At 66.2% G+C, this 20,905-nt stretch carries 15 protein-coding genes and 2 pseudogenes; 12 read left to right on the top strand and 5 right to left on the bottom strand.

From position 1 onward, the window contains the following. Positions 1 to 58 precede the first annotated feature (58 nt). Entirely contained in the window at positions 59 to 1,045 is a 987-nt protein-coding gene (locus ON32_RS24900; RefSeq protein ID WP_040793462.1) for an MspA family porin, read from the top strand. Positions 1,046 to 1,157: 112 nt separating this feature from the next. On the opposite strand, the gene katG is transcribed toward ON32_RS24900, so the two are convergent. Then, complete coding sequence (gene katG, locus ON32_RS24905) at positions 1,158 to 3,398, bottom strand: catalase/peroxidase HPI (protein WP_040793463.1); 2,241 nt, start codon at positions 3,396 to 3,398, stop codon at positions 1,158 to 1,160. Between the two features lie 837 nt (positions 3,399 to 4,235). Between katG and ON32_RS30930 the strand changes: the two genes are divergently transcribed. The 3 genes and pseudogenes from ON32_RS30930 to ON32_RS24925 all read left to right on the top strand — a co-directional run bounded on the left by ON32_RS30930 (position 4,236) and on the right by ON32_RS24925 (position 7,744). After that, positions 4,236 to 5,276, top strand: a complete 1,041-nt coding sequence (locus ON32_RS30930) for a zeta toxin family protein (protein WP_373284367.1) — start codon at positions 4,236 to 4,238, stop codon at positions 5,274 to 5,276. Continuing rightward, positions 5,206 to 5,352, top strand: a pseudogene (locus ON32_RS28315) (LLM class flavin-dependent oxidoreductase); the annotation flags it as partial. The gene ON32_RS30930 and the pseudogene ON32_RS28315, both read left to right, overlap by 71 nt. A 170-nt stretch (positions 5,353 to 5,522) precedes the next feature. Then, positions 5,523 to 7,744 (top strand): annotated as a pseudogene (locus ON32_RS24925) (serine/threonine-protein kinase). 31 nt (positions 7,745 to 7,775) lie between these two features. On the opposite strand, the gene ON32_RS24930 reads toward ON32_RS24925, so the two are convergent. Next, positions 7,776 to 8,282 (bottom strand): MarR family winged helix-turn-helix transcriptional regulator, encoded by a 507-nt coding sequence (locus ON32_RS24930; protein WP_085995265.1) that lies wholly within the window; start codon positions 8,280 to 8,282, stop codon positions 7,776 to 7,778. Between the two features lie 71 nt (positions 8,283 to 8,353). Between ON32_RS24930 and ON32_RS24935 the strand changes: the two genes are divergently transcribed. Then, complete coding sequence (locus tag ON32_RS24935) at positions 8,354 to 8,857, top strand: cupin domain-containing protein (RefSeq protein WP_040793479.1); 504 nt, start codon at positions 8,354 to 8,356, stop codon at positions 8,855 to 8,857. Positions 8,858 to 9,111: 254 nt separating this feature from the next. Further along, positions 9,112 to 10,008 (top strand): class I SAM-dependent methyltransferase, encoded by an 897-nt coding sequence (locus ON32_RS24940; RefSeq protein WP_040793480.1) that lies wholly within the window; start codon positions 9,112 to 9,114, stop codon positions 10,006 to 10,008. 73 nt (positions 10,009 to 10,081) lie between these two features. Here ON32_RS24940 and ON32_RS24945 read toward each other — a convergent pair whose 3' ends face one another. Beyond that, positions 10,082 to 10,336: a hypothetical protein gene (locus ON32_RS24945; protein ID WP_040793467.1), complete on the bottom strand. Its 255-nt coding sequence runs from the start codon at positions 10,334 to 10,336 to the stop codon at positions 10,082 to 10,084. A gap of 230 nt (positions 10,337 to 10,566) precedes the next feature. Between ON32_RS24945 and otsB the strand changes: the two genes are divergently transcribed. Further along, positions 10,567 to 14,535, top strand: coding sequence for a trehalose-phosphatase (gene otsB, locus ON32_RS24950; protein WP_281032255.1), 3,969 nt, complete (start codon positions 10,567 to 10,569; stop codon positions 14,533 to 14,535). Between the two features lie 31 nt (positions 14,536 to 14,566). Here otsB and ON32_RS24955 read toward each other — a convergent pair whose 3' ends face one another. Further along, positions 14,567 to 15,910, bottom strand: coding sequence for a wax ester/triacylglycerol synthase domain-containing protein (locus ON32_RS24955; RefSeq protein ID WP_083874779.1), 1,344 nt, complete (start codon positions 15,908 to 15,910; stop codon positions 14,567 to 14,569). Positions 15,911 to 16,259: 349 nt separating this feature from the next. Here ON32_RS24955 and ON32_RS27375 point away from each other — a divergent pair, with 349 nt between their 5' ends. The 5 genes from ON32_RS27375 (at position 16,260) to ON32_RS24980 (ending at position 20,261) form a co-directional block, all read left to right on the top strand. Next, positions 16,260 to 16,859 carry an Rv1733c family protein gene (locus ON32_RS27375; protein WP_051133655.1) on the top strand — a complete coding sequence of 200 codons (600 nt, stop codon included), beginning with the start codon at positions 16,260 to 16,262 and terminating at the stop codon, positions 16,857 to 16,859. Next, a complete protein-coding gene (locus tag ON32_RS24965) occupies positions 16,856 to 17,824 on the top strand; it encodes a universal stress protein (protein ID WP_083874771.1) in 969 nt (322 codons plus the stop codon). The genes ON32_RS27375 and ON32_RS24965 overlap by 4 nt, the downstream gene beginning before the upstream one ends. A 96-nt stretch (positions 17,825 to 17,920) precedes the next feature. Beyond that, a complete protein-coding gene (locus ON32_RS24970; protein ID WP_040793468.1) occupies positions 17,921 to 18,373 on the top strand; it encodes a CBS domain-containing protein in 453 nt (150 codons plus the stop codon). Positions 18,374 to 18,561: 188 nt separating this feature from the next. Further along, positions 18,562 to 19,461, top strand: coding sequence for an ABC transporter ATP-binding protein (locus ON32_RS24975; RefSeq protein WP_051133656.1), 900 nt, complete (start codon positions 18,562 to 18,564; stop codon positions 19,459 to 19,461). A 5-nt stretch (positions 19,462 to 19,466) separates the two neighbouring features. Beyond that, the gene (locus ON32_RS24980) at positions 19,467 to 20,261 is read left to right on the top strand and encodes an ABC transporter permease (RefSeq protein ID WP_040793470.1); all 795 of its coding nucleotides are present in this window, start codon (positions 19,467 to 19,469) and stop codon (positions 20,259 to 20,261) included. 31 nt (positions 20,262 to 20,292) lie between these two features. Here ON32_RS24980 and ON32_RS24985 read toward each other — a convergent pair whose 3' ends face one another. After that, positions 20,293 to 20,871: a CBS domain-containing protein gene (locus tag ON32_RS24985; RefSeq protein ID WP_040793471.1), complete on the bottom strand. Its 579-nt coding sequence runs from the start codon at positions 20,869 to 20,871 to the stop codon at positions 20,293 to 20,295. Between the last annotated feature and the right edge of the window lie 34 nt (positions 20,872 to 20,905).

The raw sequence follows: 20,905 nt of genomic DNA on the forward strand, positions 1-20,905 counted from the left end.
GTCGGTATGTGAGTTCGTCTGTGCAGTTCCGATTCGATCACGACTCGATTGGAGCCCTATGAACCGCAAGCATTCGTATCCACTGACCGTGGTTGCCGCGGTTGTGTTGGCTACCACCGGTGTTGTCGATACCGCGGCCGCCGCGGCCCCCGCGGAGGTCGAGTCCGGCGGGTTGCGCATGGTCGCGGCCGTGGATTCCAATACGGTCGAACGGTCCGACGAAACGACGCTGGGCGTGCCGTTCGCACACGCGGTCAAGGTCTCGGGGAATTTCTCGGTCGCGCTGGATACTCCCGTGGCGCTGCGCGGCGGAGAGATCGTCGCCGGGTACCTGGTCGGCTGTGCGGTCGATATCGCCAATGGCATCTCGGTTGCCATCGCGCCGAGCGTCGCCGTCAATACCGGAATCGCCCCCTCGTTCGGTTTCGACTTCGGTCTGGAGGATTTCGGACTCGGAGAGTTCGGGTTGGGAGATTTCGGGTTGGGGGAGCTCGTGCCGGGGGAGCTCGTGCCGGGGGAATTCGGTCTGGGTGAATTCGGTCAGGAGGGGACCAGTCCCGAAATTCCCGGCCGGAACGGTGCCGACCGGGGTGACCCCCGACGGGGCGGCTCTCGGCATGGCGGTTCCGACCAGAGCGGTTCCGGTCGGCATGATTCCGGACAGAACGGTTCCGGTCGGCATGATTCCGGACAAAACGGTTCCGGTCTGGAGGATTTCGGTCTGGAGGATTTCGGCCTGGACATACAGGTTCCACCCAGTATCGGCGTCGGGGTGGGGATCGAGCCCGCCGTCGGTGTCGAAGGCGGGCTCGCGGGCGAACTCGCGCTCAATCTGGCACCCGGCACCGTGACGGCGGCGGTGATCGGCGCGACGGAACTCGGCGAAGGGGCGGTGTTCCCGTATACCTTCGCGCACAGCAACACCCCATTGAACGTCAACGGTTGCCTCTCCCCGGCCTCGGCCATGCCGTTCATCACCGTGCGCGCCGATTCGCCGAACGGCACCGTGCAGACGACGGGTTACGGCGACAAGTTCGAGTTCTGAGGCGGCCTGTTCCGGTGGACCGTTCGAACCGAAGGGATTGCACACCAACCGATATCGGAGACGGAAACGAAAACGGGCCGCCCCGACGGGGCGGCCCGGGATTTCGGTTCGATTATGCGGATCGGGCGAGGTCGAACCGGTCGTTGTCTACCACCTTGACCCACGCGGCGACGAAGTCGTTCACGAACTTGTCCGCGGCGTCCTGCTGTGCGTACACCTCGGCCACCGCACGCAGCACCGAGTGCGATCCGAAGACGAGATCGTTGGTGGTGGCCGTCCACTTGGCCTCACCGGTGCGCCGGTCGAAACCTTCGTAGACGTTCTCCGCCGTCTCCGATGCCTTCCACTCCGTGCCCTGGTCGAGAAGGTTGACGAAAAAGTCGTTCGTCAACACGCCCGGCCGATCGGTGAACACGCCGTGCTCGGTGCCGCCATAGTTGGCGCCCAGGGCACGCAGACCGCCGACCAGCACCGTCATCTCCGGAGCGGTCAGGCCCAGCATGTACGCCCGGTCGACCAGCAGCCGTTCCAGGGGCGCCTTCTCGCCGGGCCGTGCATAGTTGCGGAACCCGTCGGCCTGCGGTTCGAGTACCGAGAAGGATTCCACATCGGTGGTCTCCTGCGTGGCGTCGGTTCGTCCGGGAGCGAAGGGCACCGTGATGTCGTGTCCCGCGTCCCGGGCCGCCTTCTCGACTGCCGCGGATCCGGCCAGGATGATCAGATCGGCCAGGGAGATCTTCTTGCCGTCGGTGGCCGAGGCATTGAAGTCCTGCTGGATCTGCTCCAGCACCGGCAGCACCTTGGCCAGTTCCTCCGGCTCGTTGACCTCCCAGCTCTTCTGTGGCTCCAGGCGGATCCGAGCACCATTGGCGCCGCCGCGCTTATCGGTGTTGCGGTAACTGGCCGCCGAGGCCCAAGCGGTTTTGACCAGCTGTTGCACCGACAGGCCGGATTCGAGGACCTTGCTCTTCAGCGCCGCGATGTCCTGCTCGTCCACCAGCTCGTGATCGACGGGAGGAACGGGATCCTGCCACAGTTGCGGCTCGGGCACCCACGGGCCGAGGTAACGGCTGATCGGTCCCATATCGCGATGCAGCAGCTTGAACCATGCCTTGGCGAAGGCATCGGCCAGCTCCTCGGGGTGCTCCAACCAGCGGCTGGTGATCTCCCGGTAGATCGGGTCCTCCCGCAGTGCCAGGTCGGTGGTCAGCATGGTGGGCCGCCGCGCGGGACCGTCGAAGGGATCCGGAATGGTGCCCTCGCCGGCGCCGTCCTTGGCCTGCCACTGCCACGCTCCGGCGGGGCTCTTGGTCAGCTCCCATTCATAGCCGTACAGGTTCTTCAGGAAGCCGTTGCTCCACCGGGTGGGGGTGGAGGTCCAGACGACCTCCAGACCGCTGGTGATGGCGTCCTTGCCTTTGCCCGTACCGTAGGAGCTCTTCCAACCCAGACCCTGCTGTTCGATCGGGGCGGCTTCCGGCTCGGGGCCGACCAGGCTCGGGTCGCCGGCGCCGTGGGTCTTGCCGAAGCTGTGGCCACCGACGATGAGCGCGGCGGTTTCCTCGTCGTTCATCGCCATACGGCGGAACGTCTCGCGGATGTCCCGGGCGGCGGCGAGCGGATCGGGTCGACCGTTGGGACCCTCCGGGTTCACATAGATCAGGCCCATCTGGACATTGGCGAGCGGGTTCGCCAGTTCCCGGTCGCCGCTGTAGCGTTCGTCGCCCAGCCAGGTGTCCTCCGGCCCCCAGAAGATCTCTTCCGGTTCCCAGATATCGGGACGGCCGAAAGCGAAACCCAGGGTTTTGAATCCCATCGATTCGAGCGCGACATTACCGGCGAACACCAGGAGGTCGGCCCAGGAGATCTTGTTGCCGTACTTCTGTTTGACCGGCCACAGCAGTCGACGGGCCTTGTCCAGATTGGCATTGTCCGGCCAACTGTTGAGCGGGGCGAAGCGCTGGGCGCCCTGACCGCCGCCACCGCGGCCGTCGGCGATGCGGTAGGTGCCCGCCGCGTGCCAGCTCATACGGATGAACAGACCGCCGTAGTTTCCGTAATCGGCCGGCCACCAGTCCTGAGAGTCGGTCAGGACTGCCGCGACATCGGCCTTGAGGGCCTCGACGTCGAGTTTCTCGAATTCCTTGGCGTAGTCGAAATCAGCGCCCAGCGGGTTGGACTTGGGCGATTGAGTGTGCAGTATCGAGACATCGACCTGCTCCGGCCACCAGTCGCGATTGGTGCGGGGGCGAAGGTCGGTCTTGGGAGTGGGAGACGGGATCGCCGGGTTCTCGCTCTCGCTTGCGCTTCGTGTCTCGGTATCGGGAGTGGGTGGACGGCTATCGGATGTCACGACATTCCTTCCTGGGTGGATGGTGCGGTTTTCGATCGAAGAGGGTGTGCTGCCGCGCGATCGGAACGCAGACCCTGGTTGGTGATCGCGGCTTCCGCGACCGAGCGACCCTGGTCGTCGGACGCAGTCGAGCGGAAAAGCCCGCCCGACCGTGGGGCCGACAGGGGTGATCGACCCGCAGGGCCGATATATGCAGAGCCGATATATGGCGTGGTTGGTGGCGGTCGCTGCCCCGCGCTCGGTAACGCGTCGCCGGGCCGGTCGGATGGACCGGTCCGCCCCGCGGCGGTGCGTGTGTAGGGCCATCGTGGACCGTTCGGCCCGAGGTCGAGGCCGGGCGAGGTCCCGTGGCCCGGACGAGCGAATCCGTGTCGGTGTGCGGATGATCGTGTGCCGCGCTCGACGCCGTGACACGCGCAGCGGTCACACGCGGCGAGACTCCCCGCAACATCTGCTGGAAGTCCGTGGTTGTGTGCACGCCTGCAAGTCTCGTCCGTTTTCTGGAATGAGTCAAGCATTTGCTGTGTGATTGCCAACTCGCCCCCGGCGTCATCCAGTCCCCTCGATTCACCACGATGTGATCATCGTGGCGACCGTTCCTGGGTTAGCACATTCCGCCGGTATCGGTGGCGATATTGCCGAAACTGGGAACATGGAATCATTCGATCGGTGAGGACGTCGGCTTCGACTGCCGCGGTCTCAGCGGTGATGAGTCGAGGGACGCGCCAACTCGAGGTGGCGTTGGGGCGAGCCGGTGCGAACCTCGGCAGCACCACTCGCGAGTTCGCCGATACGGTGCGTGACACCGCCCGGAGTGTGCAGCTGTCCGCGCAGGAAATGCGGCATATCTTCGAGGAGCAGATCGTTCGCGAGCTACTCGACGGCACAGCGGTTCCGTTGCGCCGGCCCGAGTTGATCGTGGTGAGCGGGCAACCGGCGGCGGGGAAGACCACGGTCATCCACAGGCTCGCCCGGTCCTATCGAGACCGCGGCGGCGCGGTTGTTCTGATCGCCGACGATTACATGCGGTACCACCCCCGGTTCCACCGCCTACGGGTCCGGGACGATTCCACCGCCGGCGACCATATCTATCCGTTCGCGGAGAAATGGCTCGATATGGCGGTCGACCACGCGATTGCCGGCCGCCGCCGTGTCATCCTGGAAGAGGGAGTGGGCAACCCCGCTCGGGCCGTCGATATCGTCCGCCGTTTCGGAGACAACGACTATGCGGACTATGCGTCGCGTCTCGATATCCTGGCCGTGCATCGCGAGCGGAGTCGACTGTCCAATCTCCTGCGCTACCTGGAGGAGCGTCTACGGTACGGTACCGGTCGATATGTTCCCCTGCGAGGCGCAGGACGCGTGTTTCGACGGTTCCGCCGATCTGCTTCGTCTGCTCGAATCCGCCGAATCGCCGGTGCCACTCGGCGGCCTGAGCGTGCGGTCACGTACCGAGGTGCTCTTCGAAAACCATCGCCTGCCCTCGGGAGAATGGGCCGGTCCGACGCGGGGCTCGGAACTTCTGGACCGGGAGCGCGGCCGGTCGCTTACTCCGATGGAACAGCGGGAGTACATCCAACGGATAGGGCAGTTGCGCCCCGGTATCGCCATCGGTCGACGGCTGCTGCCCGACGACGAACACGTCTGGACGCGTCTGTCCGGGGAGGCCGACGAACTCGCCGCCCTGGCGTACTCCTGGAACTGAGGACGCCCGTCGCGCTGTTGACCGGGAGCGCACTCCGGCTCATAGCGTACGTTTCATGGGTATTCGACTGGGTTATCGGATGCCGAATTTCAGCCATGCGGCCTCGCCGCGCTGGCCACCGCCACCGAGCGTATTCGGTTGTCCACCCTGGTCACGGGCAATACCTACCGTAATCCGGCGATGTTGGCCAAGGCCGTCACCACCTTGGACGTGGTCAGCGGTGGTCGGGCGGTGGCCCACCTGTCGGCATTCGCGCGGCCACGAAGTCGTTCTCCCGGGCGCGATACCCTTGGAGAGGAAATTCGGGTAGGGAACTTCAGCGGCTTCGACAGCAAGGAGTTGATGTTGAACACCTACGAGGAAGGTCGCATCGGGGGCGGCCATCGGATGATCGACCCCGGTTGATCTCGGGTCACCCGATGCGCGAATGGCCCGATGCGGTCGATTCGGCCGAACGCACTCGCACAGCGCTCGCCGATATCGTGGCGCTGTTTTCTCGGGCGTGGGCGTCGGGATCCCCACCCGAGCTGGCCACCTACCTGCCCCCGGCCGGGCCGAGCGGCGCATCGTATTGATCGAACTGATCAAGATCGACCTCGAGTATCGCTGGCTTCGTTTCCACTTTCCCAAGAGGTTGCTCGACTATCGGGCGGAATTTCCCGAGCTGCGCGACGGTCCACTCCCGGCCGATCTGGTCTACGAGGAGTTCCACGCCATACGCCGCAGCGGACACCAACCCGACTCGGCCACCGCCGTCGCGACGACCGGTCCCGAGACGGACCGGTTCACCGACGAATACCGCAGCACGATGATCGCCCGTCCGCGGGCCCAACTCGCTCTCGACGCCATCGAGGTCGGCGACCAGGTCGACGACTTCCATCTGCTGATGCGAATCGGTGTCGGCGCCTTCGCTCATGTCTATCTCGCGCGGCAACAGTCGATGCAGCGGCTGGTCGCGGTCAAGATTTCCCATAATCACGGCACCGAACCGCAGACCCTCGCCCAACTGGACCACGAGTACATCGTGCGCATCTTCGACCAGCGGCTCATCGCCGACGGCGAGCTGAAACTGCTCTATATGCAGTACCTGCCCGGGGGAACCCTGCTGGACGTGCTGCGATTGTCGCGCGCGACGCCCCCGGAGCGACGCAGTGGGCAACTGCTGCTCGAGGCCGTCGACAAGGTGCTCGCCGACAAGGGCGAGGTCCGGCCCACCGAATCGGCCGTCCGGGCCCGAATCGCCGCCTCGACCTGGCCGGAGACCATCGCCTGGTTGGGTCGCCGGCTCGCCGACGCGCTGCAACACGCTTCCGAGCGCGGGGTGCTGCATCGCGATATCAAACCCGCGAACGTGCTGATGAGTGCCGAGGGAATCCCGAAGCTGGCCGATTTCAACGTCAGTTTCAGCACCCACATCAAAGGCTCCAGCCCCCTGGCCTACTTCGGTGGCTCGCTGGCATATATGTCACCCGAACAGCTCGAAGCCTGCCACCCGGACCTGCCGGCGACCGCTGCGGACCTGGACACGCGAAGCGATATCTTCGCGCTGGCGGTCATGCTGTGGGAGCTGCTCACCGGACATCGCCCGTTCGCGGACGAAATGGCCGCAGGTGAGTCGGAGACGTCATTGGCCCGCATGATCGAACTGCGGCGCAGGCCGGTGGCGCCGGAGTTCCTGTCGCAGCTTCCGCCGGACTGCCCCATGGCCTTGCGTCGAGTGCTGTTGAAGTGTCTGTCACCCGACCCGGCGGACCGTTACCCCTCCGGTTCGGAATTGGCCCAGCAGTTCGATCTGTGTCTCGAACAGCGGGCCCGTGATCTCGTCTATCCGCCGCCGGAGAGTTGGCGGGCCCGACTTTCCCGCTGGCCCACCCCGATCCTGTGGATGTCTTCACTGGTCGGTGTCGGCTCGGCGACGGTGTATCTGGCCATGCACGTCCAAGAACTGATCAGAGAGCGCCTGTCCGACGCCGCCAACTGGGAGCTCAACAGGGGCGTCATCGTTTTCCTGCTCTGCGCCCTCCCACTGTCGGTCCTCATCTACGCGTACATGTCACACGGTCTGCACGAGGTGCCTCGCGGTCTGCGCGCCGGCAGATCCTACGACAAGGCGTTACTCGCGCGAGCGCGGTCGAGAACCCTGTTCTGGGGTGATCTGTGCGCGATGAACACCCTGTTGGCCGCGGTTCTGGCAACCGTCACCGGGGTGGTGCTGTTGTCGCGGTACACCGATCTGCCGGCCCGACTGCTGATCCACGGGGCGGCGACCGTGCTGGTGGCGGGCACCATATCCGTCGCCTACACCTTCTTCCTGTCGACGTTCTACATCGTGCGCTGCATCTATCCGGTCTATTTGCGTCACAGCGGTACGACGGCGCGCGATCTCGCCGATATCCGCACGCTGCGGCGCCGGACCACGGTCTATCTCGCGGTCACGGCATCGGTGCCGTTGGTGGGGGTATTGGCCGGATTCTCCCTGCTCGAGCCCGAGGAGCTTCCGCTGGTACGCGATTCGGTCCTGGGGCTGTGCGCGGGTGGCGGGCTCGCGTTCGTCGCCGTCTACTGGCTGTATCGGACACTCGACGCGGATCTGCGCGCCCTCGAGCGGGTGGTCGGTGGTTCGTCGACGGGTATGCGTTGAGCGGTGGGCCGCCGCCCCGGGCCACGGTGATCTATGCGTTCGATTCCAAACCGTTCAGCAGGATGCGGGTGAGGCGGTCCAGTTCCCGTCGCTCGTCGGGGGTGAGGACGGACAGGATTTCGGCCTCGTTCGCCACGTGTTCGGTGACCACGGTGTCCACCAGTTCTCGTCCCGCGGGGGTGAGGGCCACCCGTACCGTTCGGCGGTCGTGGGTGTCCGCGACGCGGCGTACCAGCCCCACCGATTCCAGCCGGTCCACGCGTCCGGTCATACCCGCCCGGGAGAGCATCAGAGTGTCGGCGAGCGTCGACGGGTTGAGTTCGAACGGTTCGCCCGAACGACGGAGCGCCGCGAGTACGTCGAACTCGCCGCGACGCAACCCGTGCCGGGTGAACACGGTTTCGATCGCGCGCTGCGCGAGCACCAGCAGCCGGCCCAGACGTCCGACCACGGCCACCGCTTCGAGGTCGAGGTCCGGGCGTTCCCGCTGCCACTGCGCCACGATCGCGTCCACGGGATCGGTCTTCGGCTCGCTCATGGACATCATTCTATTCGATAGGATATAGTTCGGTACCTAATTATTAGTTACCAAACTATATGGAGCTCTGTATGAGTATTCCCGCCCCACGCAAAGACGTCGCGATCCGGCAGCCGCAGGACGCGGAGACCTTGCGGACGCAATCGGCCACCGCGCGATTGCTGATCGATGCCGAAGAGGCCGGCGGCGGCGTGAGCACGCTCGAGGTGAGCATGGCTCGCGGCGCGGACGGCGCGGCGCCGCACTATCACACCCGTTCCGATGAGCTGTTCTATGTGGCGGAGGGGGAGCTACAGCTACTGGCCGGTGATCGGATCGTCACCGTCGGCGCCGGAGGGGCGGTTGTGGTGCCGAAGTTCATGACGCACGCGTTCGGCGCCACCCCGGACAGCACGGCGCGAATCCTGATCGCGCTCACACCCGGCGTGCAGCGTTTCGAGTACTTCCGACTACTGGAGCGGATCGCCACGGGCGAGGCCGAACCGGCCGACCTCGTCGCGGCCCAGGACGAATTCGACAACCACTTCGTCGACGCCCCCGCCTGGTGGGCGGAGCGTAGTTCCCAGCGGCGCTGAGCCGACCCGACCGCGCAGCCGACACCACCCGGATGCGGGATCGTTACCGCGAACCCGCTTCCGGGCGCAAATGCCGCCTTGCCGCAATGATGTCGCACCCTCATCCCGGCCGGCCGGTCCTAGAATTATCTGCGGTTCTCGTTGTCCACGGTTTGCGGTGGGCAAGAGGTTCCGGCCGTAGCGGTATTGCCAGATCTTTCGCCCGAACAAGTCATATCCCTATCCGGAGACACGATCGGGGAGGTGTTTCGGCCATCCGAACCGAAGGAGACGCATGGGACATCGTCACCAGCGTAGGGCTCACCGCACTGGGGGTCGCGACGTTCCGGGCGCTGGAATCGGCCCACCCCGATCCGCTGATCCGTGACGAATACGCATCACTGTTCGTCCGCGCCGCGGGCGAACCACATTTCCTGGACATACTGGCCGACCCGCCGAAGATCGGCGATACGTCGCTGATTCCCGGATTCATGGGATTTCGGACCAAATTCTTCGACGACTTCTTCCTCTCGGCCGCCGCGGACGGAATCCGGCAGATGGTGATCCTGGCCGCGGGGCTGGATGCGAGAGCCTATCGACTCGACTGGCCCGCCGGGACCACTGTCTTCGAGATCGATCAACCCAAAGTGCTCGAGTTCAAGGACCGGGTCCTCACCGAACATGCGGCTGTGCCGAAGGCCGAGCGTCGGACCGTGGCCGTCGATCTGCGTGACGACTGGCCCGCGGCACTCTCGGCGGCGGGGCTGAACGCCGACGAGGCCACGGCGTGGTCGGCCGAGGGGCTGCTGCCGTATTTGCCCGGTACGGCGCAGGACGCGCTGTTCGAACGTATTGATGCGCTTTCGGTGCCCGGCAGCCGGCTCGGGGTGGAGAACGCCCCGACGGGTGCCGCGACCTTCAATTTCGCGAATCTCGAATCCAAGTACTTCGACAAGAACCCGTTCGGCGATATCGATCCGGCCGATCTCTTCTACCACGATGAAAGAACCGATCCGGAACAATGGCTGCTCGACAACGGGTGGTCGGTGCGCGCCACCGGCATGGTCGAGTTGGCGGCCGAGTACGGTCGGGCGATCCCCGAACTACCCGATGAGATCGAACGGGAGTTGCGACGCCCGCGGTATCTGTCCGCGGTCCGCGGTCCGCGATGAGACCGGCATCGGTAGGTGGCCGCACCGGTCGAGGGCCGGTACGGCGGCGGGCGGCGACAGGAGCAGGTCGTGATCAGCGCCGTGCGGTGATCACGACCGGGTCGGTATCGGTGGGTGTTCCGGCCAGAGCCGATTCGGGAACGTCGAGTACGGTGGCGAGTACCGAGCGGGGAAGAGCGTTGATCGCAGCGCGGATACCGATATCGTCGATGGTTTCGGCGGCGCCGGCCCCGATCGCGGCACGGCGGCCGACGCCCTCGTTGTCGTCTCCGGATACCGAATCGTCCGATATTCGCTTCTCCGTTCCCGGTCGAACCGGTGAGCGCATAGATGATCCGAGCCGATGAAACCGCTCTATACCCTACGGGCCGGCCGCCCCCGTCCCGGTGAGAACTCTGTCCCGATCGGCCAACGATTCGATGGGGTACGGACGGTTCGCCGTCGCGCTCGAGAATGTCGACCGCTTCCCGATTCCTCGGTTGTCGCCACCTGCCCTCGGCACGGACGAGCGGGCCCGGGTTCCTGTCGAAAGCCCTCCGGTCGGTTCACACTGAAGACGTGACCGACAGTGCGGTAGTGGGATCGCCACGAATCGATATCCGCCGTCACGACGCGGTGATCTTCGATATGGACGGGGTGGTGACCGACACCGCCACGGTGCACGCCGCCGCGTGGACGGAGCTTTTCGATACCTATCTGGCCGGTGTCCCGGCCGTTCCCGGACGTGATCTGTCACCGTTCACCGAGGCGGATTATCTGCGATATGTGGACGGCAAACCTCGGTACCGCGGGGTCGCCGATTTTCTTGCCGCGCGCGGTATCGAGCTGCCGTGGGGCGATACCGCCGACCCGGAGACCGCCGAGACCGTATGCGGCCTCGGCAATCGCAAGGATCGTCTGTTTCGGGAACGGATCGCCCGCGACGGCGTATCGGTGTTCGCCTCCACCGTCGCGCTGGTCCGGCGTCTTCGCTCCGCGGGGATCCGTACGGCGGTGTTCTCCGCCAGCCGCCACTGTGCGCAGGTGCTGGCGGCCGCGGGACTCTCCGGATTGTTCCCCGTCCGTGTCGACGGGGTGGATGCGGACGAGCTGGGCCTGGCCGGGAAACCCGACCCGGCGATGCTGCTCGAAGCGGCCCGCCGACTGGGTGCCGACCCCGCCCGCGTTGTCGTGGTGGAGGACGCCGAGGCCGGGGTCGCGGCGGGTAGAGACGGAGGCTTCGCGCTGGTCATCGGTATCGACCGAGGCGCGCACGCCGGCCGATTGTCGGCGGCCGGAGCCGATGTCGTCGTCGACGACGCGGCCCGTATAGAACTTCTCGCCGGGTTTCGGCGGGTGGCCGAGGTGCCGGATGTCTTCGAGCGGTGGCCGATGTTCGCCGATCTGCTGGAGTCCGAGAAACCCGCGGTTCTGCTGGACTTCGACGGCACCCTGTCCGAGATCGTCCCCGACCCGGCGGCCGCCCGGCCGGTTGCGGGCATGGACGCCATACTGGCCGAGTTGGCAGACGAATGCCCCGTCGCGATCATCAGCGGCCGCGACCTCGATGACCTGCGCGAACGCATATCCGTTCGTGGGGTCTGGCTTGCCGGGAGTCATGGATTCGAGTTGATGGCACCGGACGGCGCGCGCCATGTGCCCGATGCCGTTCCCGGGGTGGAGCGGGAGTTGGCCGCCGCCGAGGGCGAGCTGGGCGCTCGACTACGGCAGATCGAAGGTGTCCGGATCGAGTCCAAACGATTCGCGATAGCCGTGCACTACCGGACGGTGCCGGACGAGGCGGTGGGTCGGGTATCGGCCGCGGTCCACAGCATCGGACGGGCCCGGGGGCTGCGGGTGACCATCGGTCGGAAGGTCGTCGAATTACGCCCGGACATCGACTGGGACAAGGGAACCGCGCTGCGGTGGATCATGCAACGACTGGCCGTTCCGGTACTGCCGATCTATCTCGGTGACGATATGACCGACGAGGACGCCTTCGACGTCGTCGAAACGGATGGCCTCGGCATTGTCGTGCGTGCGACCGAGAACGCAGACCGGTTCACCGCCGCCCGGTTCTCCGTCGCCGGGGTGCCCAGGGTCCGCGACCTCCTCGAACGGATCACACGACTGCTCCGCGACTCCGGCGCCGATACGTGGTCGCTCATCTTCGAAGGCTACGATCCGGACCGGGAGAAACTTCGCGAAGCGCTGTGCACGGTCGGCAACGGTTATTTCGCCACCCGTGGCGCGGCGCCGGAATGCCGGGCCGGGCGGTATCACTACCCGGGCACCTACGTCGCCGGTGTGTACAACCGGCTTCGAGATCGGGTGGCGGGCCGGCTCATCGACAACGAGAGCCTGGTGAACCTGCCGAACTGGCTGCCGGTGACCTTCCGGATCGATGACGGTGACCGGTTCGATCCCGATACCGCTGAGCTGCTGGAATACCGACAGCGAGTAGACATACGCCGGGCCGAGCTGATCCGCCGATTCCGGTTCCGGGATGCGGCGGGGCATATCACCCGGGTGACCCAGCGACGATTCGCGGCCATGCACCATCCGCATCTGGGCGCTCTGCAGACGACGATCACCGCCGAGAACTGGTCGGGCCGGTTGCGGATCCGCTCGACGATCGACGCAGCGGTACGCAACGATCTGGTGGAGCGCTACCGTGGTCTGTCCGATACACATCTGACCGATGTGCGCACCATCGCGCCCGCTCCCGGGGTGGTGCAGGTGGCCGCGCAGACCAACGAATCACGGATACCGGTGGCGGTGGCCACCCGCAACAGATTGCGTCGCAACGGGAAATCCACCGGGACGGTCGGGGAAACGGTGCGCGGCGACGGGTTCATCGGACACGAGTTCGACGTCGATATCCGTGCCGGCGACTCTGTCGTTCTGGAGAAGACGGTGGCGGTGTTCACCGGACGTGATCCCGCCTCCTCGGGGCCCGAGGACGAGGCCACCCGGTGGGTGTCGGTGGCCGACGACTACGCGACATTGTTCAAGGGGCATATCGGCGCATGGGAACACCTGTGGGCGCGGCTGCACATCGACCTCGACCACGACGACAACGCGGTGCGCGTCCTGCGCCTGCATATGCTGCACCTGCTGCAGACGGCATCGCCGAACACCGTGGAACTCGATGTGGGCGTGCCCGCTCGCGGTTTGCATGGTGAGGCCTACCGCGGGCATATCTTCTGGGACGAACTGTTCGTCTTCCCCGTGTTGACGCCGCGTTTCCCGATCCTGACCCGCTCCCTGCTGCGGTATCGATATCGCCGGCTACCGGAGGCGCGGCGAGCCGCCGCGGAAGCCGGCCTCGCAGGAGCGATGTTTCCTTGGCAGTCCGGCAGCGACGGACGTGAGGAGAGCCAGCAACTACATCTGAATCCGTTGTCGGGTCGATGGAATCCGGATCCGAGCAATCGTGCCCACCACATCGGGTCCGCCGTCGCCTACACCGTATGGCAGTACTACCAGGTCACCGGTGATCTCGAGTTCCTCGCCGAATGCGGTGCCGAGCTGCTGGTGGAGATCGCGCGTTTCTGGGCCGGTCTGGCCGACCACGACCCTCGGCGCGACCGTTATGTGATCTGTGGGGTGATCGGGCCCGACGAATTCCACTCGGGCTATCCGCAGGCGCCGGGCGCCGGTGTCGACAACAATGCGTACACCAACATCATGGCCGCCTGGACCATTCTGCGGGCATTGGACGCGCTCGAGGTGTTACCGCCCCGAACCCGCGCCGAGCTCCTGGAGAAACTCCACGTGCATCCGGCGGAACCACCGTACTGGCACGAGGTGGCCCACCGGATGTATGTGCCGTTCCACGACGGGGTCATCAGCCAGTTCGAGGGCTACGACCGATTGCGGGAACTGGATTGGCAGCACTACCGCCGTCGCTACGGCAATATCCAGCGGCTGGATCGAATACTGGAAGCCGAGGGCGATGACGTCAACCGCTATCGCGCGGCCAAACAGGCGGATGTGCTCATGCTGTTCTATCTGTTCTCCGCCGATGAACTTCGCGATCTGCTCGGGCGCCTCGGCTACGAACTCCCCGCCGAGATGATTCCCCGGACGATCGACTACTACCTGTCCCGGACCTCACACGGCTCGACCTTGAGCATCCTGGTGCATTCCTGGGTGCTGGCCCGGGCCCACCGGGACCGGGCCATGGAATTCTTCCAGCTGGTACTCGACTCCGATGTGGCCGATATCCAAGGTGGTACCACCGCCGAGGGAATACATCTGGCCGCGATGGCCGGTAGTGTCGACCTGCTCCAACGCTGCTTCACCGGACTGGAGATCCGCGGCGACCGGTTGATCTTCTGCCCGTACTGGCCGAAACCGCTGGGGGCTTTGTCGTTCCCCATGGTGTATCGCGGCCACCGATTGACGGTGTGCGTCAGCGGTGACCATGTGGAGGTGTGTTCGGAGCCCGGCGGCGCGCCCCCCATCGAGGTGGTCTGTCGCGAGCAGGTGGTGTGGCTGGCGCCCGGGGAAACCATTCGGATGGTGGGTTGTCCACAATCGTGAGCGGAGGTATCCGTCAACGCGATGCGGATGATCACGAGCCCGAATTCAGCACCCGGTCGAAGCCGGTGTCGAGGCATTTTGCGAACACCGGCAGGTCGGGTATCGCCGCCGTATCGATGTTCACCCCGATACAGCAGGTGCCCATATGCGAGATGAGGGTGGCGTTGAAAGCCGTGCCCAGGGTCGGGCCGAAAGCATGGATACGTTCGACCTCCGCGCCGGCGAGGTACAGCGGCACCGGTGACCCTGGCACGTCGGAAGCGACGAAATCGACATGTTTCAGCATCTGCGCGAACGCTTCGCTCGGCAGCCGATTGAACACCGCCGCCACCGCATTGGACCACGGTATGGCCGGTTCGTGCCGCCACTGCTCCACATGCGAGTGCACGGTCCGCATCATGTCGTCGACATCATCGATATCGGCGGGAAGACCGAACCTCGCCAAGGTGATGCGGTTACCGCCGATGGGATCCGCGCCCCCGCGGACACTGATCGGCATGGTCAGACGGACCCGTTCCAGCGGTGCGTCGTGCCGGAGATGGTAGGCCCGCAGCCCCAGCAGCAGTGCGGTGAGGAAGGCGTCGTTCACGGTGCATCCCACCCGGCGGGCGGAATCGGACAGTCGATCGAGCGGGACCTCGAGCACCGTCAAACGCCTGCCCAGACCGCGTGCGGTCATCAAGGGGGAAAGCGTCGTGACGACCGGCCGGGCCAGCCGGGCCACGGAAAGGGCCAGTGCCGCCCCGTCACGGACGGCCCCGACCGGGTCGGTCAGTGTCCGCCGCGCTGCGCCGGCCGCCGTTGCCAACCCGCCGCGAAACAGTCCGTATCCGGTGGACCAGTTCCAGGTCACGATATCGCCGAGCGTCCCCCGGGTGGGCTCCCCCGATTCGGGGGCCGGTTCGCGTGCCGTCCCCTCCCGTGTGAAATCCAGTACTTCCTCGGCGATCTGGATACCGCCGACCCCGTCGGTCAGGCTGTGGTGCACCTTGAGCACGGCAGCGCTTCGGCCCTCCGGCAGTCCGGTCAACACGGTGAACGTCCACAGGGGACGGGCCGGATCGAATGCGGTCATGATCTCGGTCCGGGCGAATTCGAGCACCCCGACCGGATCGGCCGGAGGCGGCAGGGCAACACGGCGCAGATGCCAGGACAGATCGAAATTCGGGTCCGGCCGCCAGCGGGGCGGGGTGAGATCCAGCGGTGCGGGAGCCAGGACATGGCGCAGTCTCGGTACGACGCGGGTCCCCCGGTCCAACAGGTGGACCAGATCCTCCCACTCCGGTTCCGTATCGAGCATCAGCACCGTGGTGATGGTCGAGCGCAACGCCGGGTCCCGCTCCATACTCCAGGCGAACAGGTCCGATTGGGTCATATGGGAGGTCATATGGGAGTCGGACGAGCCCATGGCCGCCTGCTTTCGGACGTGAGGGAATCGGGATCCACCGACACCTTCAGCGTGCCGTACCGGCCGGGTTCGCGGCAGAGTCGAACGTCCTTCGAGGTGGTGACACGTTGCACTGCCGTCGGGCGTCGTGGACGCGAGATCGTGAAGAGTGGTTCGAACGTACGAAAGGACAGGTCCTGCCACCGGCCCGTACCGCGCGCCGGGGCGTGATGGCCGTTTCGCCGCGCCGGCGGGCCGGTGCCCTGTCGAACCGGGAGCAGCGAAGCGCATCCGGTTCGCGTCGGGGTGACCGCACCGTCGAAAGAGGTGGATCCAGATGTTGCGCTACCCATCGCTGCCGGTTCGACTGTGGCGGCGGCCGTGGAGTACCAATCCGCTGATGCGCGGCTCGGATCGCCTGGAAAGTGCGGTGTGGCTGGTGGCCGTGCTGGTGATGTCGGCCGTGATACCACTGGCCGGGGCGGCGGGTACCGCGGAGTACACCTCCGCCGCGGAACGTATTCGAGCGGAGAACGCGACCAAGTCGGCGGTGACGGCGGTGGTGCTCGCGGAGCCGCGTCGGATCACCGACGCGGAGGCCGAGCAGGCGGTGATCGCTCGTTTCGAAGCACCCGTTCGCTGGGTTCACGAGGGGCGGGAACACACGGCCGCCGTCGAGGTGTCCGCTGCGGCGAAACCCGGTGATCGGTTGCCGATATGGATAGGCGGCGACGCCGCTTTGACGACCCCGCCGCAACCGTCCGCCGCGGCCGTCTTCTCCGCGGCCGCTGTCGCCGTGGGACTGCTGATCGAGGTGTGGATCGGCGCGATGGCCCTCGCCTGGTTCGCCGGCGCGCTACTGAACGTGCGTCGGCGTAGGCGATGGGACCGGGAGTGGCGGCTCATAGCCGGGCCGATGGGGAAGGAATACCGATGAGATCGCATACCGAGAGCTCGCACACCGGCGATCCCGCGGGCGAGACCGCAGGAGACGCCTCACCGGCGAATCGGCCCGACTCGGCGATCGTTGTCGCCGTCGACGGATCGGGGACCTCGTATCACGCGGCGGCCTGGGCGGCGGTCGACGCGCGGCTGCGGCACCGTCCGCTGCGCATCGTGACCTCCGTGGGGATTCCTCGCCGGTTCGGCCCCGCGCTGGTCCTGAACGACGAGGACCTCGGGTTGCTGCGCGAGGAGGGCGCCCGAGTGCTCGCCGAAGCCGCCCGAGTGGCCCGGGAATCGGGCGGGCAGACACTCGATATCGCCACCGAGATGACCGACGAGTCGATCATCCCTCACCTGATCGATCGGTCGCGGAGCGCGGTCGTCCTGGTCGTCGGCAGCCGGGGAGTCGGTGCGATTCGGCGCGGTCTGCTCGGCTCGGTGAGTTCGGCGATCACCCGACACGCGCATTGTCCGGTCGCCGTCATCCACTCCACCGCGGCCACCGATCCGGTATCGGCCGGTAAACCCGTCCTGGTCGGAGTCGACGGCACTGCCAACAGTATGCCCGCGATCGAATTCGCCTTCGAGGAGGCATCGTGGCGCGGGGTCGGGGTGACCGCCCTGCATGTGTGGAGCGATACCAGCGGAATAGATCTGCCGTTGTTGGAATGGGAGCCGCTCCGGCAGCGGGAGGCCGCGCTGCTGGGGGAGCGGCTCGCCGGTTTCGGGGAGCGCTACCCGGAGGTGCCGGTTCGGCGCATCCTCATACGGGACCGCCCCGTGCGCGCATTACTCGACGAATCGGACAATGCCCAGTTGCTCGTAACGGGCAGCCACGGCCGCGGCGGATTCACCGGCATGTTGCTGGGCTCGACCAGCGCGGCGCTCCTGCATTCGGTGGAGTGTCCCATGGTCGTGGTGCGCGACGAGCGAGCGGAACCGGTGCGCCGCCCCTGACCCGCTGCGCGCGGATTGTGACTTTCTGCCCTGACCACATATCCGCCCGAGACCCGATGATCGATCCCGCAGAGCCCGTCGAGACGAGGAGGGAAGATGAGTACAGCGCGTGAGGTCATGCACTCCGATGTGGTGTGTATCAGTGTGCGCGACACCATGAACACCGTCGCCGAACAGATGCGACAGCGCGATATCGGTGCCCTGCCGATCTGCGACGGCGAAGGACATCCGGTGGGGATCGTCACCGATCGCGATATCGTGGTGAACTGCCTCGCCCTCGGCCGCAATCCCGCAACCTCCACCGCGGGGGAGTTCGCGCAGGGAGACGAGCTGCGCACGGTGGACGCCGACGCCGATGTGAACGAGGCGCTCGCGGTGATGGAGCAGTATCAGGTTCGGCGGCTACCGGTGACCGATCAGGGCCGTCTCGTCGGGATCATCACCGAGGCGGATATCGCGCGGCACCTGTCCGCGGAGGAGACCGGCGAATTCGTCGAGAAGGTGTGCGAGCAGAAGTTGCCGATACGGGCAGGGGAGCCCGTGGGGTGACGGATACCGATTCGTTCGAGGACCTACGTCCCTCGGGCATGGCCCGGTGGGCCCTGTGTCCCTCCGAGGATCGTGGGGAATAGTCGGAAAGTGCCGGTCGCCGAGAAAGTTCGGCGCTTACTCGTTCTTCGCCGGTCCGCGGGTAACCGATCCGTTGCGGCGGCCGGCGCCACGACGATCCGTATCCGATGCGAAAGGGCCCCGTGATGATCGAACTCATGGGGCTCACCAAGGCCTATCGCGGTTTCCGTGCACTGGACGATGTGACGGTGCGAATCCCCGGTGGGGTGGTCTTCGGTTATGTGGGGCCGAACGGTGCGGGCAAAACCACCACCATTCGCATTCTGGTCGGCCTCATGCGCCCGACGCACGGTTGTGCCCGCGTCTGTGGTGCGGATACGGTGCGCGAACGGGAAACGGCACAGCGGCATATCGGGTACCTACCGGGCCGGTTCGTGGCCTATCCCGACCTGACCGCCGAACAGTATCTGGACTATCTCGCCCATCTTCACGGCGGTGTCGACCCGACGGTGCGCCGAAGTGTGGTCGACCGGCTCGAGCTGGATCCGACGATCCGCATCGGCGCGATGTCGCACGGTAACCGACAGAAGGTCGGTATCGTGCAGGCCTTCATGTCCGAGCCGGACGTCCTGGTGCTCGACGAACCGACCACCGGCCTCGATCCGCTGGTGCAACGGGAATTCCTCGACATGGTGCGCGAGGTACGCGATGCCGGACGCACGGTCTTCCTGTCCTCGCATGTGTTGTCGGAGGTGGAAGCGGTGGCCGATACCGTCGGCATGCTGCGCAAGGGGCAGCTCGTGGAGGTCCGTTCCATCACCGAACTCACCCGGCGGACCCACCGTCGCCTCGACCTGCGGTTTGCCGCGACACCACCGGACTCGGCCTCCTTACGGCATCTCCCGGGTGTCCGACAGGTCCACCACAACACGCACGGAATGCAGGTCGAGGTGGAGGGCTCGACCGCGGAGCTGCTGAAAGCGATCGCCCCGTACGACGTCGTCGACATCGTGAGCCATGAGCCGGACCTGGAGGAGATATTCCTCGGCTACTACGGACAGGACTGACCATCGTGCTGCGTACCGTGTACTCGAAATCCCTACGCGATCAACGCCGTGGTCTCCTCGGGTGGAGCCTGGGAATCGCCGCGCTCGTGGTACCCGTGAGCGCGCTGTGGCCATCGGTGTCGGACACGGCGGGAATCCGACAGCTCCTGGAGAACTATCCCGAGCCGCTGCGGGAACTGTTCGAGCTGGACCAGTTCGGTACCGGGACGGGATTCCTCAATGCCGAACTGTTCAGCATGCTGTTACCGATCCTGTTCCTCGTATTCGCGATCGGACGCGGCGCCAGGGCGATCGCCGGCGAAGAGGAGAACGGCACACTGGAGGTACTGCTGGTCACCAGGGTGGCCCCGGTGCGGCTGCTGCTCGAACAGGCGGCGGTGCTCGTCACCGCGGTGCTCGTCCTCGGTGCGGTGCTCTTCGGAGCGCTGGTCGTGTGCTCGGCGCTGTTCGGCCTCGGCATCCCGGTCGGTGCGGCGTCGACCGGCGCCTCGGCCATGGTGCTCATCGGAGTCGAATTCGGCTTGCTCGCCCTGGCGGTCGGTGCGGCGACCGGCCGGCGCGTCCTTTCGACGGCCGTCGCCTCGGTGTTCGCGGTTGGGGCCTACGTGCTGTATGTGGCGAGCAAACTGGTCGAGGCCGTGCGCCCCTGGGGGCCGCTGTCCCCGTTCCACCAGGTTCTCGAGGGCGGACCGCTCGGCGCCGGGTTACCGGCCGCGTACGGGTGGCCGGCACTGGCCGGGGCCCTCGCTCTGCTGATCGGATTGCCGATCTTCGATCGGCGCGATATCGCCGGAGCGTGATCACGGCGTGCCATCCGCGCCCAGGGTCCGGTCAGCGGTCGGGGCGGGCGGTGCCGTCGTCGATCACCTCGACGTGACCCACTCCCTCGACGGTACGGGCCAGGGCGACGAGCAAGCGCTGTTCACTCGGGTCGGCGCAGATACCGCGGATCGTCACATCACCGTCGGTCACATCGATCGTCCATTGCCGCCGGCTACCGGCGTAGTCGTCGAGCAGGGCCCGGATCTTCGCTTCAAGGGTGTCGTCGTCATCGAGCAGAGCACGCAACAGGTCCCGGCGGGAGACGATTCCGACGAGCAGCCCGGCTTCCACGACCGGCATCGACCGGACTCCGGCGGCGAGCATCCGGTCCGCGATCGTGGCGGTGTCGGTGGTGGGAGCGACCGTCTCCACCGGGGTGGTCATGACGGCTTCGACGGTGGTGGTTTCCGGTCCGGCGGCCGCGGTCATCGCATCGGATTCGGCGAGCATTCCGACCACCGCGCCCCGGTCGTCGACGACCGGGAGGGCGGCGAATCCGTGTCCGGTCAGCAGGGCGATCGCATCCCGCAACAGTGTTTCCGGTCGTGCCGTCACCACGGGGCGGCTGAGGACATCCCGGGCACGCATCGGGTCACCCCCGGTGCTCGCGCACGACGATCAT

The sequence above is a fragment of the Nocardia paucivorans NBRC 100373 genome, assembly GCF_000308675.1.
In the GTDB taxonomy this organism is placed as follows: domain Bacteria; phylum Actinomycetota; class Actinomycetes; order Mycobacteriales; family Mycobacteriaceae; genus Nocardia; species Nocardia paucivorans.

Excerpts from the sequence above, each read along its gene's own strand:
- ON32_RS24900 (WP_040793462.1), top strand. The coding sequence starts at position 59 with ATGAACCGCAAGCATTCGTATCCACTGACCGTGGTTGCCGCGGTTGTG.
- ON32_RS30930 (WP_373284367.1), top strand. The coding sequence starts at position 4,236 with ATGCGGCATATCTTCGAGGAGCAGATCGTTCGCGAGCTACTCGACGGC.
- ON32_RS24930 (WP_085995265.1), bottom strand. The coding sequence starts at position 8,282 with ATGAGCGAGCCGAAGACCGATCCCGTGGACGCGATCGTGGCGCAGTGG.
- ON32_RS24935 (WP_040793479.1), top strand. The coding sequence starts at position 8,354 with ATGAGTATTCCCGCCCCACGCAAAGACGTCGCGATCCGGCAGCCGCAG.
- ON32_RS24945 (WP_040793467.1), bottom strand. The coding sequence starts at position 10,336 with ATGCGCTCACCGGTTCGACCGGGAACGGAGAAGCGAATATCGGACGAT.
- ON32_RS24955 (WP_083874779.1), bottom strand. The coding sequence starts at position 15,910 with ATGACCCAATCGGACCTGTTCGCCTGGAGTATGGAGCGGGACCCGGCG.
- ON32_RS27375 (WP_051133655.1), top strand. The coding sequence starts at position 16,260 with ATGTTGCGCTACCCATCGCTGCCGGTTCGACTGTGGCGGCGGCCGTGG.
- ON32_RS24965 (WP_083874771.1), top strand. The coding sequence starts at position 16,856 with ATGAGATCGCATACCGAGAGCTCGCACACCGGCGATCCCGCGGGCGAG.
- ON32_RS24970 (WP_040793468.1), top strand. The coding sequence starts at position 17,921 with ATGAGTACAGCGCGTGAGGTCATGCACTCCGATGTGGTGTGTATCAGT.
- ON32_RS24975 (WP_051133656.1), top strand. The coding sequence starts at position 18,562 with ATGCGAAAGGGCCCCGTGATGATCGAACTCATGGGGCTCACCAAGGCC.
- ON32_RS24985 (WP_040793471.1), bottom strand. The coding sequence starts at position 20,871 with ATGCGTGCCCGGGATGTCCTCAGCCGCCCCGTGGTGACGGCACGACCG.